The sequence below is a fragment of the Streptomyces sp. NBC_00239 genome (assembly GCF_036194065.1).
Classification (GTDB): Bacteria; Actinomycetota; Actinomycetes; order Streptomycetales; family Streptomycetaceae; genus Streptomyces.
This window is the reverse complement of sequence record NZ_CP108095.1, coordinates 2,356,027-2,373,128: the sequence shown is the minus strand read 5'-3', so window position 1 is coordinate 2,373,128 and position 17,102 is coordinate 2,356,027. Positions and strand designations below refer to the sequence as shown.

Below are 17,102 nucleotides of genomic sequence, written 5' to 3'. Positions count from 1 at the left end.
CCGGGTGGCGAACGGCCGGACAGGATCCACGTAAACTGGTGGGTCGGCTGTCCGGCCGTTCGCGCGTGAACCTTTTTTGCACCTTGAACCCCTGTGCACCATGAACCTTGGAGTCTCCCCACCATGACCGAGCAGAACGAGAAGCAGTCACTGGTCGGGGAGGAGTACGAGGTCGAGGTCGGCCCCGTCGCGCACGGCGGCCACTGCATCGCCCGCAACGCCGACGGCCGCGTCCTCTTCGTACGCCACGCCCTGCCCGGCGAGAAGGTCATCGCGAAGGTCACCGAGGGCGAGGAGGACTCCCGTTTCCTGCGCGCCGACGCGATCACCGTCCTGGACCCCTCCAAGGACCGCGTCGAGGCCCCCTGCAAGTACGCCGGCCCCGGCAAGTGCGGCGGCTGCGACTGGCAGCACGCCAAGCCGGGCGCCCAGCGCCGCCTCAAGGGCGAGGTCATCACCGAGCAGCTGCGCCGCCTCGCCGGGCTCACCCCGGAAGAGGCCGGCTGGGACGGCACGGTCGTCCCCGCCGAGGGCGACAAGCTGCCCGCTGGTGAGGTCCCGCAGTGGCGCACCCGCGTCCAGTTCGCCATCGACGAGGACGGCCGGGCCGGCCTGCGCCGCCACCGCTCGCACGAGATCGAGCCGGTCGACCACTGCATGATCGCGGCGCCCGGCGTCAGCGAACTGGGCATCGAGCAGCAGGACTGGCCGCAGATGGAGACCGTCGAGGCGATCGCCGCCTCCGGCTCCGGCGACCGGCAGGTCGTCCTCACCCCGCGCCCCGGCGGCCGCCTCCCGCTCGTGGAACTCGACAAGCCGGTATCGGTGCTGCGGGTCGAGGAGAAGGACGGCGGCGTCCACCGCGTGCACGGCCGCCCCTTCGTCCGCGAGCGCGCCGACGGCCGCATCTACCGCGTCGGCATGGGCGGCTTCTGGCAGGTCCACCCGCAGGCTGCCGACACCCTCATCAAGGCCGTCATGCAGGGCCTGATGCCGCGCAAGGGCGAGATGGCCCTCGACCTCTACTGCGGCGTCGGCATCTTCGCCGGCGCCCTGGCCGAGCGCCTCGGCGAGACGGGCGCCGTCCTCGGCATCGAGTCCACGAAGCGCGCCGTCGAGGACGCCCGCCACAACCTGGCGGACTTCCCCCGCGTCCGCATCGAGCAGGGCAAGGTCGAGTCGGTGCTCCCGAAGACCGGCATCACCGAGTGCGACCTCGTCGTCCTCGACCCGCCCCGCGCGGGCGCCGGCAAGCAGACGGTCAAGCACGTCGCCGGCCTCAAGGCCCGCCGCATCGCCTACGTCGCCTGCGACCCCGCCGCCCTGGCCCGCGACCTGGCGTACTTCAAGGACGCCGGCTACAAGCCCCGCACCCTGCGCGCCTTCGACCTCTTCCCGATGACCCACCACGTGGAGTGCGTGGCGATCCTGGAGCCGATCCGCGAGGACGCCTGACCCCTTAGGTCCCTGCCCTGGTGGGGAGCTCTCGCACCTGCTTCGGGCTGTCCGTAGGTGCCTTGTATCTGCAGCAGGGGCAGAAGACGGAACGCGGATACGGGTCGCGTACCTCATCAAGCACACGCACAACGCCAACGACGACACCCCCTCGGCCCTTGAGTCGAGGGGGTGTCGTCGTTGGCGTTGGAGGCGGTCGGGCGGTGGGGAAACTGCCGATGGTCCTCCGGGGAAGCTGCCGATCGGGGTGGGAGGGGCGTTCTAGCGTCGGGACCACTGCCCGCAGCGTCGTTAATTCATCGGGGTTGGATGATGGAATCTCGCGGTTTCCCCTTCATGTCCGTCGCACGCCGGTTCCCGGACCGTCCGGCCCTACGGCTCGGCGGCCGGACCGTCAGCCACCGGGAGTTGGACGAGCTGAGTGGCGCGCTCGCCGCCCGGATCGCGCCCGGGGGGACGGTGGCGGTCACCGGCCGGGACCGGCTCGACCACGTGGTCGGGCTGCTCGCGGCGCTGCGTGCCGGTGCCACCTACCTGCCGCTGGACCGGGAGGCGCCCGAAGAGCGCAACCGCTGGATTCGCGAGGATGCCGGTGCCACTCTCGACTACATCGACGGTGAGCTCGTCGAGATCGGGGGGCCGGAGGGATCCGGCGGTGGCCGTGAGTCTGCTGCGGGCTATCTGATCTACACCTCCGGCACCACCGGCCGCCCCAAGGGCGTGCACGTGCCGCTCGCCGCGCTGGCCGGCCATCTGGCCGCGGCCGTCGAGCGCTTCGGCCTCACCGAGGACGACGTCGTGCTGCACTTCGCGCGCCCGACCGTGGACGTGGCCGTCGAGCAGGTGCTCACTGCGCTGTCGGCCGGTGCCTGCGTGCTGATACCCGAGGAACAACTGCTGGCGCCCGCCGCGCTGTTGGACCTGCTGGACACCGAGGGCGTCACCGTGGCCAACCTGGCCGCCGGCTACTTCCAGGAGGTGGTGGCCGCGCTGCGTGAGGGCGGCCGCGGGCTGCGCACCCTCCGCCTGATGATCTCCGGGAGCGACCGGCTCTACCCGGACGCCGCCGCGGGATGGTGGGCCGCCACCGGTGTGCGGCTGCTCAACGCCTACGGGCCGACCGAGACCGTCGTCACCGCCACCGTCCACGAGCTGGCGGGTCCGGGCGCGGCGGAGGGCGACACGGTTCCCATCGGCCGTCCGCTCGGCGACCGCCGTGCGTACGTGCTGGACGACCGGCTGAGGCCGGTGGCACCCGGCGAGCCCGGCGAGCTGTACCTCGGCGGGCCGCTGCTGGCCTCCGGCTACCACGGCCGCCCGGGCCTGACGGCGGGACGGTTCCTCGCCGACCCGTTCGCGGCGGAGCCGGGCGCGCGGATGTACCGCACCGGCGACGTGGTCCGGCAGTCCGGTGCGGACGCCGCGCTGGAGTTCGTCGGCCGCGCCGACCACCAGGTGAAGATCCGCGGCTTCCGGGTCGAGCCCGGCGAGATCGAGCAGGTGCTGGCCGGTCACCCGGACGTCGCCGGGGCGGTCGTGGTGGCGCACGAGGGCCGTCTCGCCGCCTACGTGACCGCTGCCGCTGCCGTGGCCGGAGCCGTTGCCGATTCCGACCCCGCTGTCGCCGACCCTGCTGTCGTCGCACCCGCTGTCGCCGACCCCGCTGTAGCCACCGCCGACGGCTCCCTCGACGTGGCCGGGCTGCGCGCCCACCTCGCCGCGCGGCTCCCCGAGCACATGGTCCCGGCGACCGTCACCGCCCTGGCCGCCTTCCCGCTGACCGATGGCGGCAAGGTGGACCGCGCGGCGCTGCCCGAACCCCAGGCCGCGCCCGCCGCCCCGGCTGCCGGCCGCCGGCCGCCGCGCACCCCCGCCGAGCAGCTGATCGCCGCCGTCTGGGCGGACGTGCTCGGGGTGTCCGAGGTCTGCGCCGACGACAACTTCTTCCACCTGGGAGGGGATTCGCTCACGGCCGTACGCGTGGTCGGCCGGGTCTTCGACGTGTTCGGCATGATCTCCCCGTACACCATCTTCGACGCGCCCACCCTGGCCGAATTCGCCGCCGCGGTCACCGCGGCGTCGGACCGCGAAGAGCGTCCGGCGCTGAAGCGGACCGGTGCCACCGAGGCGCCGCTCGCCACGTTCCAGCGCGGGCTGTGGTTCCTGGACCAGTGGAACCCGGGCGCACCGACCTACATCGTGCCCTGGGTGTTCCGCTTCGGCGGGCCCGTCGACCCGGACCTGCTCCGCCGCGCCCTGGCCGGGGTGACCGACCGGCACGAAGCGCTGCGCACCACCTTCGAGCTCACCGAGGACGGCCCCCGGCAGGTGGTCCACCCGTCCGTGGAGCTGCCGTTCACCGTCCTGGACACCACCACCGAAGCCCTCGACGGCCTGCTCGCCGAGGCCGCGATGGGGCCCTTCGACCTGGAGACCGGCCCGCTGGTCCGCGCCCACCTCTACCGCACCGGCGACACGTCCACCCTGCTGCTGCTGTGCCACCACATCGTCTGGGACGAGGGATCGCTGACCGTCCTGGAGCGCGAACTCGCCTGCCTGTACGCGTCCCTGGCCGTCGGCCGCCCCGCTGAGCTGCCGGAACTCGCGGTCCAGTACGCCGACTACAGCGCCTGGCAGAGCGAGGACGGCGCCGCCGACCGGCAGCTCGAGTACTGGCGTGAGCACCTGCGCGGCGCCTCCACCGAGCCGGCGCTTCCCGTCGACCACCCCCGCCCCGAACAGCGGGCCTTCCGCGGCGCGTTCCACCGCTTCGCGATGCCCCGCCCGGTCGCCGAGGCCGTACGGGCGATGGCGCGCAGCGAGGACGCGACGCCGTTCATGGTGCTGCTGGCCGGGCTCGCGCTGACCCTGCACCGGCGGACCGGCCGGGACGACCTGGTGCTCGGCTCCCCGGTGAGCGTCCGCGGCCGGGCCGAACTCGACGCGCTGATCGGGTACTTCGTCAACCTGCTGCCGCTGCGCGTCCGCATCGAGGAGGGTATGGACTTCCGCGAGCTGGTCCGGCACGTCCGCGAGGTGGCGATCGAGGGCTACCGCCACCAGGAGGCGCCGTTCGACGCCATCGCGCACGCCGTCATGGAGGAGCTCCCCGACGACGACCGCGCCGAGGACCGCAACCCGCTCTGCCAGGTACTGCTGGAACTGCACCCGCTCGACACCCGCCCGCTGACCATCGGCGGCACCGAGGTCACGCGCGAGCTGTACTCCAACCCGGTCTCCCGCTTCGACCTGTCGATCTCCGTCGACGACCGGGGCACCGACTTCACCGGCCGCTTCGAGTACGACTGCGACCTGTTCGACCCCGCCACCATGGCCGAGCTGTGCGAGGCCTGGCTCGGCACCCTCGCCGCCGCGGTCGAGGCGCCCGTACACACGCTGTTCGAGGACCGGGCCGCCCGCGCGCCGCGCGCCCTCGCCCTGGTGTCCGGCGAGGACCGCCTCGACTACGGCACCCTGAACGAGCGGGCCAACCGCCTCGCCCACCACCTCGGCGGCCTGGGCATAGGCCGCGGCGACACCGTCGCCGTCCTCGTCGAGCGCGGACCCGACCTGGTGGTCGCCCTGCTCGCCGCACTGAAGGCCGGCGCCGCCTACACCCTGCTCGACCCGGACTTCCCGGCCGGGCGCCTCGCCGGAGCCGCCGCCGACAGCGGCGCCGCCCTGCTGGTCACCCACCGCGAGACGAGCCCGCCGTTCCCGGTCGCCCGCCACCTCGACCTGGACGCGGCGGCCGGTGCCATCGCGGCGGAGCCCGGCCACGACCCGGGCCTGCCGGTCACCGGCACCGACCTCGCCTGCGTGATGTTCACCTCCGGCTCCACCGGCCGCCCCAAGGGCGTGGCCGTCCCGCACCGCGCCCTCACCGCCACCTACCTCGGCCAGGACTACGCACGCTTCGGGCCCGAGGAGGTCTGGCTGCAGTGCTCCCCGGTCTCCTGGGACGCCTTCGCCCTGGAGCTGTACGGCGCCCTGGCGTTCGGCGGGGTGTGCGTGCTCCAGCCCGGCCAGCGGCCGGACCCGCAGGCCGTCGCCGAACTCACCCGCCGGCACGGCGTCACCCAACTCCAGCTCTCCGCCAGTCTGTTCAACTTCCTGCTGGAGGAGTTCCCGGAGACCTACGACGACCTCAAGGTGGCCTTCACCGCCGGTGAGCGCGCCTCCGTCACCCACGTAGGCAAGGCCCTCGACCAGTACCCGGGCCTGGTCGTCGCCAACGGCTACGGCCCCGTCGAGAGCCTCGGGCTCACCACCTGCCACCACGCCACCCGCGAAGACGCCGCAGGCGCCGCCATCCCGATCGGCCTCCCCCTGCACGGCAAGGACGTCCACGTCCTCGACGAGCAGCTGCGTCCCGTCCCGGACGGGACCACCGGTGAGCTGTACGCGGCCGGCGGCGGGCTGGCCCTCGGGTACGTCGGCCGTCCCGGCCTGACCGCCGAGCGGTTCGTCGCCTCTCCGTTCGGGGCGCCCGGCGAACGGCTCTACCGCACCGGGGACCTCGGCCACCGCACGGCGGAAGGGCTCCTGGAGATCACCGGCCGCATCGACGACCAGGTGAAGATCCGCGGCTTCCGGGTCGAGCCCGGCGAGATCGAGGACGCGCTCACCCGCCACCCGCACGTGGGGGAAGCGGCCGTCACCGTCCACGAACCCGCGCCCGGCGACCCCCGGCTCGCCGCGTACGTCACCGCGGCCGCCGGAGCGCCGGTGCCCGACCCGGACGCGCTGCTCGACCACCTGGCCGGGCTGCTGCCCGAGCACATGGTGCCCGCCACGCTCGACGTGCTGGACGCGCTGCCGCTCAACCCCAACGGCAAGGTCGACCGCCGGGCGCTGCCCGCGCCGGACCGGCGCCCCGAAGCCGCCCCGGCCGACCCGCTGACCCCGCCGCAGCGGCTGGTCGCCGACGCGGTCCGCGCCGTCCTGGAGCTGTCCGAGGACCTCGGTTCGGACGCCAACTTCTTCCGGATCGGCGGCAATTCGCTGGCCGCCGTACGCGTCGCCATGCGGCTCTCCCAGCAGACCGGCACCCGCGTCCCGCCGCAGGCCGTCTTCCGCGGCCGGACCGTCGGAGCCATCGCCGAACGGCTGGCCCCGTGAGGCCGCGACACCCCGCCCGCCAGTCCGCCCGACCGAAGGGAACGAGGCCGTGAGCCCGTCCGCCGACCAGCCCGCCGCGCCGCCGACCGCCCCGTCGGCCGCCGCGCCCGCCACCACCCTGCCGTCCACCACCCTGCCGTCCACCGCGCCCGCCGGGCCGGTCCGTACCGCACCCGTCTCGGGCCTGCAGCGCGGCCTCTGGTTCCTCGACCGGCTGAACCCGCAGGCCGCCACCTACACCACCCCCTGGACGTACGACGTCGACGGCCCGCTCGACCTCGGTCTGCTCCAGCGGGCACTGGACGGGGTGGTCGCCCGGCACGAGGCGCTCCGCACCACCTTCGCCCTGCACCCCGACGGACCGCGCCAACACGTCCACCCCGCGCTCACCGTGCCGCTCGCCGTCACCGACCTCCGTGACCTGCCCGAGGTCGAACGGGACGCCCGCGCCGCACAGTTGACGCAGGAGCGCGCCGTCGAGCCGTTCGACCTGGCTGCCGGACCGCTGCTGCGCGCCGAGGCCTTCCGGCTCGCCGACGACCGCACCACGCTCCTGTTCGTGGTCCACCACATCATCTGGGACGGCTGGTCGGCCGAGGTCTTCGAGTGCGAACTCCTCGAATTCCACCGCGCCCTGACCGAAGACCGGGCCCCGGTGCTGCCGGAGCTCACCACCCAGTACGCCGACTGGGCGGAGGAGGAGCAGTACACCTCCTACGAGGAGCACCTCGCACACTGGAAGCAGAGCCTGCACGGCGCCCCCACCCTGTTGGAGCTGCCCGGCGACCGGCCGCGCCCCGCCGAACGCAGCCAGCGCGGCGCCACCGAGCCTTTCGGCCTGGTCCCCGGCACCGCGGCCCGGGTCCGGGAGCTCGCCGAGCAGGAGGGCGTCACCCCCTACACCGTCCAGCTCGCGGCCTTCGCGCTGCTGATGGGCCGCTGGACCGGCACCGACGACCTGCTCGTCGGCACCCCGGTCACCACCCGCAACCGTCCCGAACTGGCCGATCTGCTCGGCTACTTCGTGAACCTGCTGCCGCTGCGCGTGCGCCTCTCCCCGCAGGCCACCTTCCGCGCGCTCCTCGCCGACCTGCAGGACGGGGTCTTCGACGCCTTCGGCTACCTCGACGTCCCCTTCGACCAGCTGGTCGACCTGGCCGGCGCCGCCCGCACCCCTCAGCACCCGCCGCTGGTGCAGGTGGTCTTCGGCGCCCATGCCGAGGACCGCACACCGCTCGCGTTCGGCGACGCCACCGCCACCCGTAGCGTCCGCTCCAACGGCACCAGCAAGTTCGACCTCACCTGGTCCGTCTTCGAGGACGCCGACGGCGGTGAACTGCGCGGCGAGGCCGAATACAGCAGCGACCTGTTCGACGCCGCCACCATGCGCCGGCTCGCCGCCGACTACGCCAGGCTGCTGGACGCCGCCCTCGCCGACCCGGACGCCACCGTGCTCCGGCTCACCTCCGCCGGGCAGCCGCCCCGCCCAGCCCGGCAGGCCCCCGGCAACCGCCTGCACGACCTCTTCGAGCGAGCCGCCGACGCGTACGCCGACCGGCCCGCCGTGAGCGACGGGAGCGGCACCCTCAGCTACGCCGAACTCGACCGCCGCGCCAACCGGCTGGCCCACGCCCTGCTCGCCCGGGGGGTGCGCCCCGGCGACCGGGTCGGCCTGCTGATGGAGCGCACCGCCGCCGTGCCGGCCGCGATCCTGGCCGTGCTCAAAGCGGGCGCCGCCTACGTCCCGGTCGACCTCGCCGCCCCGGCCGACCGGGCGGCCCTGGTCTTCGGCGACACCTCCGTCGCCGTCGTCCTCACCGACCGGCCCGACCGCGTGCCGGACGGCCCCTGGCAGGTCCTCGACCTCGCCGCCCGGTCCGAGGAGATCGCCGCCCACCCGGCCGACCGGCCCACCGTCGCCGGACGCCCCGACGACCTCGCGTACCTCATCTTCACCTCCGGCTCCACCGGCCGCCCCAAGGGCGTCGCCGTCTCCCACGAGCACGTCAGCCGCCTCCTCGACTCCGGCCGGGAACACTTCGGCTTCGGCCCGGAGACGGTCTGGACGCTGTTCCACAGCTACGCCTTCGACTGGACGGTGTGGGAGCTCTGGGGCGCCCTGCTGCACGGCGCCCGCCTGGTCGTCGTCCCCTACCTCACCAGCCGCTCGCCCGACGAGTTCGCCGGACTGCTCGACGAGGAAGGCGTCACCCACCTCTGCCTCACCCCGTCGGCGCTGCGCCAGCTCGAACCGGCGCTGCGCCGCCACCCGCGGGCCCTGCCCGCACTGCGGTGGATCATGCTCGGCGGAGAGGCCCTCGACCCGGCCGTGGTCCAGCGCTGGCACGAGCTCGACCCGCTGCCGCCCGCCCGGCTGTGCAACCTCTACGGCATCACCGAGACCACCGTCCACGTCACGATCCACGACGTGGCCGACGGCGGCGCGGGCTTCGAACGCAGCCTGGTCGGCGACGCCATGCCGCACCTCACCGCACTCGTCCTCGACGACTGGCTGCGCCCCTGCCCGCCCGGCGTCCCCGGCGAGCTGTACATCGGCGGCGGCAGCCTCGCGCACGGCTACTGGGGCCGACCCGGACTCACCGCCGGCCGCTTCGTCGCCGACCCGTACGGCCCGCCCGGCGCCCGGCTCTACCGGACCGGCGACGTCGCCAGGCGGCTGTCCGACGGCATGCTTGAGTACGTGGGCCGGGCGGACTTCCAGGTGAAGCTGCGCGGCTTCCGCATCGAGCTCGGCGAGATCGAGAACGCCGTCGCCGCCCACCCCGACATCGATGCCTGCGTGGTCACCGTGAACGACGACCGGCTCGCCGCGTACGTCACCGGACGCCCGCCGGCCGACCCCCTGGACCTGCGCGCCTTCCTCGGCCGCTCGCTGCCCGAGTACATGATCCCGGCGAGCGTCACCGTGCTGGACGCGCTGCCGCTCACCGTCAACGGCAAGGTCGACCGGGCCGCACTCCCCGACCCCGACCGGGCCGTGGCCACCCCCGCCGGGCGGCACGTCGAGCCGCGCACGCCGGAGGAGGAGCTGTTCGCCGCCGTGTGGACGGAGGTCCTCGGAGTCGGCGGGATCGGCGTCCACGACGACTTCTTCCACCTCGGCGGGGACTCCATCCGCGCCGTCCAGCTGGCCGGCGCACTGCACGACCGGGGCTGGCAGATCACCCTGCGGGACGTCTTCAACGCGCCCACCGTCGCGGCCCTGCTGCCGCTGGCCCGCCCGGTGGCCGCCGACCCCGCCGCGGACCGCCCGTACGCACTGATAGCCGACGAGGACCGGGCCGAACTGCCGCCCGGGATCGTCGACGCCTACCCGATGGTCTCCATGCAGCTCTCCATGGTCTTCCACATGGAGGTCGCCGGCGGCACCGACAGCTACCACAACGTCAACTCGTACCGGATCACCGGCGACCTCGACGAGAACGCCTTCCACCGCTCCGTCGACGAGGCGATGGCCCGGCACGCCGTCCTGCGCACCGGCCTCGACCTCTCCGGCTACGGCGAACCGCTCCAGCTGGTGCACGGCGCGCTGCCCGCGCCGGTGGAGTTCGCGGACCTGCGCGGCGCCGCACCGCAAGCGCAGGACCAGGCGGTGCGCACCGTCTTCGACCACCACCGGGACCGGCCCTTCGACCTCGCCGAACCGCCGCTCTTCCGGATCACCGTCCAGCGGCTGGCCGACGACGCCTTCCAGCTCACCATCTCCGAGCACCACGCCATCCTCGACGGCTGGAGCTTCACCTCGCTGCTCACCGAGATCCTCGAACGGCACACCGCGCTCGCCGCCGACCCGGCCTCCGCACCCTGCCCGCCGCCGCGCACCGCGTTCCGCGACTTCGTCGCCGTGGAACGCGAGGCCACCGCCGACCAGGAGTCCCTGGCGTACTGGCACGGGCGCCTCGACGGCGCCACCGGCCAGCTCTGGCCCGGCAGCGAGGACGTCCACGAGCTGCCGCGCACCGTCGAGCGGGTGCTGCCCGACGCCCCCGGGCAGCTGCGCGCGGTCGCCGACGCGCTCGCCGTCCCGGTCAAGTCGGTCGCGCTCGCCGCCCACCTGCACGCCCTCGCCAAGATCACCGGGCGCCGCCGGGTCACCACCGGGCTGGCGATGAACGGCCGGCTGGAACGGCTCGGCGGGACCGAGGTGTACGGACTGTTCCTCAACACCGTCCCACTGGTCGCCGAGCCGGACGAGGACCTGGCCGCCCTGGTGCGGCACGTGCACCGGGAGGAGCTGGACATGATGCCGCACCGCCGGGTGCCGTTCGCCCGGCTGGCCCGGATGATGGCCGACACCGCGCTCGACAGCCAGTTCGGCTACCTGCGGTTCCACGCGCTGGGACGGCTGAGCGCGGCCCGGATCGAGGACGGCCGGATCGGCTGCGAGCCGACCCTGCGGCACGAGCCCAACAGCTTCACCTTCGGCGCCTCGCTGATCCAGGACCCGGTCTCGCAGCGCGTGCTGCTCGCCGTGGACCACCAGCGGTCGCTGGTCGACGACGCGACGGCGGAAGAGTTCATCGAGGCCTACGCCGACGCGCTGGCGCGACTGGCCGCCGACGTCTGACGCGCCGACGTCTGACGCGCCGCCGGGCGCGGGTCGTTGGCCGTACGGCCGGTCCGGGCGTGCGGGCCCGCGGGGCCACGCCTCCCGGGGCTCCGCCCCGGACCCCGCGCCTCAAACGCCGGCGGGGCTGATCAGGCCGTCGGGCACCTGCGGGGCCGGTCAGCTCGCCGGGCACCCGCGGGGCTGATCAGGCCGCCGGGCACCCGCGGGGCTGATCAGGCCGCCGGGCACCTGCGGGGCTGATCAGGCCGCCGGGCACCCGCGGGGCTGATCAGGCCGTCGGTACCTGCGGCTGGTGCCGTAGGGCGAGGTCCGTGCCGCGGTCGCCGGCGGGGCTGACCAGGCCGTCGGGCACCCGCGGCTGGTCCCGTGGGGCAAGGCCCGTGCCGCGGCCCCCGGCGGGGCCGGCCAGGCCCGCCCGTTGCATGCCCGCGCGCCGCTCTGGCAGCGCCCGTACATCGTGATCCACCCATCCCACCGAGCACCGAGGAGTGCCTCCGCATGACCACCTTCGCCGAGCCGTCCACCGTCACCGCTCCCGCCCGGGCCCAGGCCCCGGCCGCCGACCTGCTGTCACGGCTGCGCGCCGCCGTCGCCGCCCACCCCGCGCGGGCCGCCGTGGAGGCCGTGGACGGGAGCCTCGACTTCGCCGCCCTGGACCGCCGCACCGCCGCCCTGGCCCGCGCCCTGCGGGCACACGGCGTCCGGCGCGGCGACCGGGTCGGCGTGCACCTCGCCCGCACCGCCGACCTGCCCGTGGCACTGCTCGCCGCCTGGCGGGCCGGGGCCGCGTACGTCCCCCTCGACCCGGCCTACCCGGCCGAGCGGATCGCCTTCATGGCAGCCGACGCCCGCCTCGCCGCCGTGGTCAGCACCGACGCCGCGCCGCCCGTCCCGGCCGGAGTCCCGGTGCTCCGCCCGGACGCCGCCGCCCCGGCCGCCGCGGCCCCGGACGCCGAGTTCTTCCCGCACCCGCTCGACTCCGCCTACGTCATCTACACCTCCGGCTCCACCGGCCGACCCAAGGGCGTGGAGGTCCCGCACGGCGCCGTCGCCGACCTCGCCACCGCACTGGAGCTGAGCGGCGCGTACCGCCCCGAGCCGGGCGTCGTCGCATGGAACGCCAGCGTCTCCTTCGACGCCTCCGTCCAGCAGTGGATCCGGATCTGCCGCGGCGACACCCTCGTGGTGATCGACGACGCGCAGCGCGCCGAACCGGCCCGGCTCGCCCGGCTGCTCGCCGAACACGGCGTCACCGACCTCGACCTGACCCCTTCGCACTGGCAGCTGCTCCGCGAGGCGCTGGCCGGCGCCCGCGTCCCGCGCCTGTTCATGGGCGGCGAGGCGGTGCCCACCCGGACCTGGCGCGAACTGGCGGACGGCGGCATCGACGCGCTCAACCTGTACGGGCCCACCGAATGCACCGTCGACGCGATCACCGCCCCGATCGCCGGCCCCGGCCCGCACCTCGGCGAGCCGCTGCCGGGCGTGCGCGCCCACCTGCTGGACGACCGCCTCGCCCCCGTGACGGCCGCCGGCGCGGTCGGCGAGCTGTACCTGGCCGGTCCCGGCCTGGCACACGGCTACCCGGGCCACCCGGGACTGACCGCGAGCCGCTTCGTCGCGGACCCGTTCGCGCCGGAGCCGGGCGCCCGCATGTACCGCACCGGGGACCAGGCCCGCCGCTCCGCCGAAGGCCTGCTGGAGTACGTCGGCCGGGTGGACCGCCAGGTCAAGCTGCGCGGCTTCCGCATCGAGCCGGGCGAGGTCGAGCACGCGCTCGGCGCCCTGGCCGGGGTCGCCGCCGCCGCGGTCACCGTGTACGAGGCCGCCCCCGGGGACCAGCGGCTCGCCGGCTACGTCACCGGCGCGGGCCTGCGCCCCGCCGACCTGATGGCCGAGCTGCGCCGCACCCTGCCCGCCCACCTGGTGCCGTCCACCGTGACCGTGCTGGACGCGCTGCCGCTCACCCCGAACGGCAAGGTCGACCACCGCGCCCTGCCCGCGCCGACGGCGGACGCCCCCGCACCGCAGGAGGCCGCCGGTCCGGACGCGCGGGGCAGCATCGACGAGCTGGTCGCGGAGGTCTGGCGGACCGTGCTCGGCGTGCCCGACGTCGAGCCGACCGACGACTTCCTCACCCTCGGCGGCCACTCGCTCGCGGCCCTGCGCGTCGTCCACCTGCTGCGCCGCAAGCTCAACGTCGAGCTGCAACTGCGCCACCTGCTGGACGCCGTCGACCTGGCCGCGTTCACCGACGAGGTCCGCCGCGCCGCCGAAGCCGGTCCGGCCGCCGCCCGCCCCGCCCTCACCGCCCGCCGCCCGGCCGTCCGATGACCACCGCGACCACCGCTGTCACCACGGCGAGGGCGGCGACGGCGTCCGGTACTCCGGCCGCGCGCACCGCACGCACCGCGCGCCCCCGGGCCGAGGGCGACTGGCTGCTCGTCCCCGTACCCCAACCCCACCGCCCCGTCCGGCTGTTCTGCTTCCCGCACGCCGGCGGCGACGCCACCTCCTACATCCCGCTGGCCCGCGCCCTGGCCCCCGTGGCCGAGGTCTGGGCACTGCGCCCGCCGGCCCGGGGCGGTCGCAGCAGGCACCCGATGCCGCCCGACTTCGACGCCCTGACGGCCGCCGTCACCGAGGCCCTGATCCCGCACCTGACCGGTGCCGAGGGCGGCCGGTTCGCCTTCTACGGGCAGTCGTTCGGCGCCCTGCTCGCGTACGAGGTCGCCCGGGCGCTGCCCGCCGACCGCCGCCCCGAGCAGGTGGTCGTGGCGGGCGCGCCCGCTCCCGCCGAGTGGACCGAGCGCGAGACCCGGGACCTGGACGCGTCCGAACTCCTCCGGCTCACCGGCCTGGACGAGCTGGTCCGGGCCGACCCGGACCTGGCCGAGCTGGCCCTCGGCGGCATCCGCACCGACCTCGCCGTCACCGCCACCTACCGCCATCGCCCGCACGCGCCGATCGGTTCGGCACTGTACGCGCTGGCCGGCGCCGACGACCCGATGCTCGCCACCACCTGCCTCACCGGCTGGGCCGCGCACACCCGCGGCGCCTTCGGCCACCGTGTCGTCCCCGGCGGGCACCTGCTCGCCACCGTCGACCGGCCCGGCCCGGCCGAACTCCTGACCACCCTCCTGACGGAACGCCGGGAGCCGGCCCCGTCCCGTACCGCCCCCAGGGAGCAGCGATGCTGAGCACCACCACCGTCGACCTCACCGACCCCGACCTGTGGGCCCGGCCCGACACCCCGGCCCTGGTCGCCGAACTGCGGCGCGAGGCGGCCGTGCACCGCACCGACACCGTCGACGACGGCCCGGTCTGGTCGGTCCTCACCTACCGGGAGTCGGCGGACGTGCTGCGCAACGCGGCCGTGTTCAGCTCGGAGTCCGGCTCGCTGCTGGGCGCGGGGGAGGGCAACGTGCCCGTCGGATCGGGCCGGATGATGGCGCTCACCGACCCGCCCCGGCACCGCGAACTCAGGGCGCCCGCGAACCCGTTCTTCTCCAAGGGAGGTGTGCGCGGCGCGGCCCGCTCGATCGCGGAACGGGCCGGCGAGCTCTTCGACCAGGCCGTCGAGCAGGGCGAGGTGGACCTCGTGGACGTGGTCTCCGCGCTGCCGCTCGCGGTCATGTGCGACCTGCTGGACGTCCCCGAGCAGGACCGCGACATGATGGTCAGGGTGTGCGACACGGCCTTCCTCGGCCGTACGCCGGAGGAACGCCGGGCCGGACACCAGCAGTTGATCCCCTACCTGATGCACCAGGTGATGCTGCGCCGCTCCGACCCGCGCGACGACCTGATCTCGATGATGGCCACCTACAAGGTCCGCGGCCGGCTGATGCCCATCGAGGACGTCGTGCTCAACCTGGACAACATCGTGGTGGGCGGCGTCCAGACGGTCCGCCACACCGCCGCCATGGGCCTGCACACCCTGACCCAGCGGCCTGACCTGTGGCAGAAGCTACAGCGGGGCGAGGTGTCCATGGACTCCGCAGTGGACGAGCTGCTGCGCTGGACCTCGGTGGGCCTGCACACGCTGCGCACCGCCACCCGGGACATCGAGCTCGGCGGGCGGCAGATCCGGCGCGGTGACCGGGTCGCGGTCTGGGTGTGGTCCGCCAACCGGGATCCGGAGGCCTTCGAGCAGCCCGAGGAGATCCTGCTCGACCGTTCGCCCAACAAGCACCTCGCGCTGGGCCTGGGCGCCCACTACTGCATCGGCGCGCCGCTGGCCAAGGCCGAGCTGAGCGCGCTGTACACGGCCGCGCTGGAGAAGGCCGCCCTCATCGAACCGGCCGGGCCGGTCGTCTACAACCGCTCGATCATCAACTTCGGCCCGGACCACCTCCCGGTACGCCTCACCCCCCGCTGACCGCACCCCCCCCGCTGACCGCACTCCTCGCGGCCCGCCGGCGCCCTTCCGGCCGCCTGCCCCCGTTGCCGCCCGCGTTCCGCTCCGCCCCGCGCCCCCGGCCGCCCCGAGCCCCGCTCCCGGCCTGCCCCGCCCCGCCCGCCCGCTTCCCCGGGCCCGGCGGGGCGGCAGCGTTTCCGGACCCGGGCGCGCCGCAACTGCCGCTCTCCTGCCGGAGCTTGCGCCGCTCGCGACCACCCGGCGCACCTAATTTCGAATCACACCACCAGAGCACCTCTCACCTGCGGAGACCACCATGAGCAACCCGTTCGAGGACGACAACGCCGGCTACCTGGTCCTGGTCAACGACGAGAACCAGCACTCGATCTGGCCGGTCTGGCTCGACGTCCCGGAAGGCTGGACCACCACCTACGGCGAGGCCACCCGACAGGAGTGCCTCGACTGGATCGAGGTCAACTGGACAGACATCCGCCCCGTCAGCCTGCTCGCCTCCCTCGGCGGGCGGTGACCGTCGCCATGCCGACCTGGGACATCAACCCCGGCCGTCCGGCCCTCGCCCACGTGCCCGCCACCGCGGACCTCGCCGAGGCCTGCGCGTGGCTGCGCGAGAACGAGGCCGCGCTGACCGCCGCCCTGCACGAGCACGGCACGATCTTCCTGCGCGGGCTGCCGGTGACGCGCAGCGAGGACGTTGCCGCCGTCCGCGACGTACTGATCCCCGAGCCCACCCCGTACCGGGAAAAGGCCACCCCGCGCAGTGACTTCGGCAACGGCGTCTTCTCGTCGACCGACCTGCCGCCGGCCCAGTCGATCCGGATGCACAACGAGAACAGCTACACCCTGACCTTCCCCGGCCGGCTGCTCTTCGCCTGCCTCACCGCACCCGCGGAGGGCGGCGCCACCCCGACCGCCGACGTCCGCAAGGTCCTCGCGGGGCTGCCCGCCCACCTGGTGGAGCGCGGCAGGTCGTCCGGCTGGACGCTCACCCGCAACTACTCGGACTACATCTCCCTCGGCTGGCGCACCGCGTTCGGCACCGAGGACCGGGCCGACGTCGAGGAGTACTGCCGGGAGAACGGCATCGCCTGGCAGTGGCAGCCGGACGGCAACCTGCGGACCAGCCAGCTGCGTTCGGCCACCGTCCACCACCCGCAGACCGGCGAGGAGGTCTGGTTCAACCACCTGGCCTTCTGGAACGAGTGGTCGCTCGACCCGGACATCCGGGAGGCCATGGTCGACGAGTTCGGCCCGGACGGCCTGCCGTTCAACACCGGCTTCGGTGACGGCGAGCCGCTCACCCGCGAGGACATGGACGCCCTCAACGCGGCCTACGAAGCCGCCACGGTCCGTGAGACCTGGCAGGTCGGCGACGTGATGCTGGTCGACAACGTGCTCTGCGCGCACGGCCGCGACCCCTTCCGCGGCGACCGCAAGATCGCCGTCGCGATGGGCCGTCCCGTCGAACTCCTGGACTGCCGGCCCACGGTGCGACCCACCACCGCAGTCCCCGCCTGAGGCAATCCGCACACCATCCACGCCGTGACGTGAGCAGAGGAA

General features: G+C 74.5%; 8 protein-coding genes. All 8 read left to right on the top strand.

Features of this window, described 5'->3' with window-relative positions:
• The first annotated feature begins 123 nt into the window (after window positions 1-123).
• Window positions 124-1,455 carry a class I SAM-dependent RNA methyltransferase gene (locus OG764_RS10340; RefSeq protein WP_328968129.1) on the top strand — a complete coding sequence of 444 codons (1,332 nt, stop codon included), beginning with the start codon at window positions 124-126 and terminating at the stop codon, window positions 1,453-1,455.
• A gap of 312 nt (window positions 1,456-1,767) precedes the next feature.
• Window positions 1,768-6,576 carry an amino acid adenylation domain-containing protein gene (locus OG764_RS10335; protein WP_443055883.1) on the top strand — a complete coding sequence of 1,603 codons (4,809 nt, stop codon included), beginning with the start codon at window positions 1,768-1,770 and terminating at the stop codon, window positions 6,574-6,576.
• 49 nt (window positions 6,577-6,625) lie between these two features.
• Window positions 6,626-11,164: a non-ribosomal peptide synthetase gene (locus tag OG764_RS10330; protein ID WP_328968127.1), complete on the top strand. Its 4,539-nt coding sequence runs from the start codon at window positions 6,626-6,628 to the stop codon at window positions 11,162-11,164.
• Window positions 11,165-11,665: 501 nt separating this feature from the next.
• Complete coding sequence (locus tag OG764_RS10325; RefSeq protein ID WP_328968126.1) at window positions 11,666-13,501, top strand: non-ribosomal peptide synthetase; 1,836 nt, start codon at window positions 11,666-11,668, stop codon at window positions 13,499-13,501.
• Window positions 13,498-14,367, top strand: coding sequence for a thioesterase II family protein (locus OG764_RS10320; protein WP_328968125.1), 870 nt, complete (start codon window positions 13,498-13,500; stop codon window positions 14,365-14,367). The genes OG764_RS10325 and OG764_RS10320 overlap by 4 nt, the downstream gene beginning before the upstream one ends.
• Window positions 14,361-15,545 (top strand): cytochrome P450, encoded by a 1,185-nt coding sequence (locus OG764_RS10315; RefSeq protein WP_328968124.1) that lies wholly within the window; start codon window positions 14,361-14,363, stop codon window positions 15,543-15,545. Before OG764_RS10320 ends, OG764_RS10315 begins: the two co-directional genes overlap by 7 nt.
• 295 nt (window positions 15,546-15,840) lie before the next feature.
• The gene (locus tag OG764_RS10310) at window positions 15,841-16,053 is read left to right on the top strand and encodes an MbtH family protein (protein ID WP_328968123.1); all 213 of its coding nucleotides are present in this window, start codon (window positions 15,841-15,843) and stop codon (window positions 16,051-16,053) included.
• 8 nt (window positions 16,054-16,061) lie between these two features.
• Window positions 16,062-17,060 (top strand): TauD/TfdA family dioxygenase, encoded by a 999-nt coding sequence (locus OG764_RS10305; protein ID WP_328968122.1) that lies wholly within the window; start codon window positions 16,062-16,064, stop codon window positions 17,058-17,060.
• The last annotated feature ends 42 nt before the right edge of the window (window positions 17,061-17,102 follow it).

Excerpts from the sequence above, each read along its gene's own strand:
- OG764_RS10340 (WP_328968129.1), top strand. The coding sequence starts at position 124 with ATGACCGAGCAGAACGAGAAGCAGTCACTGGTCGGGGAGGAGTACGAG.
- OG764_RS10335 (WP_443055883.1), top strand. The coding sequence starts at position 1,768 with ATGGAATCTCGCGGTTTCCCCTTCATGTCCGTCGCACGCCGGTTCCCG.
- OG764_RS10325 (WP_328968126.1), top strand. The coding sequence starts at position 11,666 with ATGACCACCTTCGCCGAGCCGTCCACCGTCACCGCTCCCGCCCGGGCC.
- OG764_RS10320 (WP_328968125.1), top strand. The coding sequence starts at position 13,498 with ATGACCACCGCGACCACCGCTGTCACCACGGCGAGGGCGGCGACGGCG.
- OG764_RS10315 (WP_328968124.1), top strand. The coding sequence starts at position 14,361 with ATGCTGAGCACCACCACCGTCGACCTCACCGACCCCGACCTGTGGGCC.
- OG764_RS10310 (WP_328968123.1), top strand. The coding sequence starts at position 15,841 with ATGAGCAACCCGTTCGAGGACGACAACGCCGGCTACCTGGTCCTGGTC.
- OG764_RS10305 (WP_328968122.1), top strand. The coding sequence starts at position 16,062 with ATGCCGACCTGGGACATCAACCCCGGCCGTCCGGCCCTCGCCCACGTG.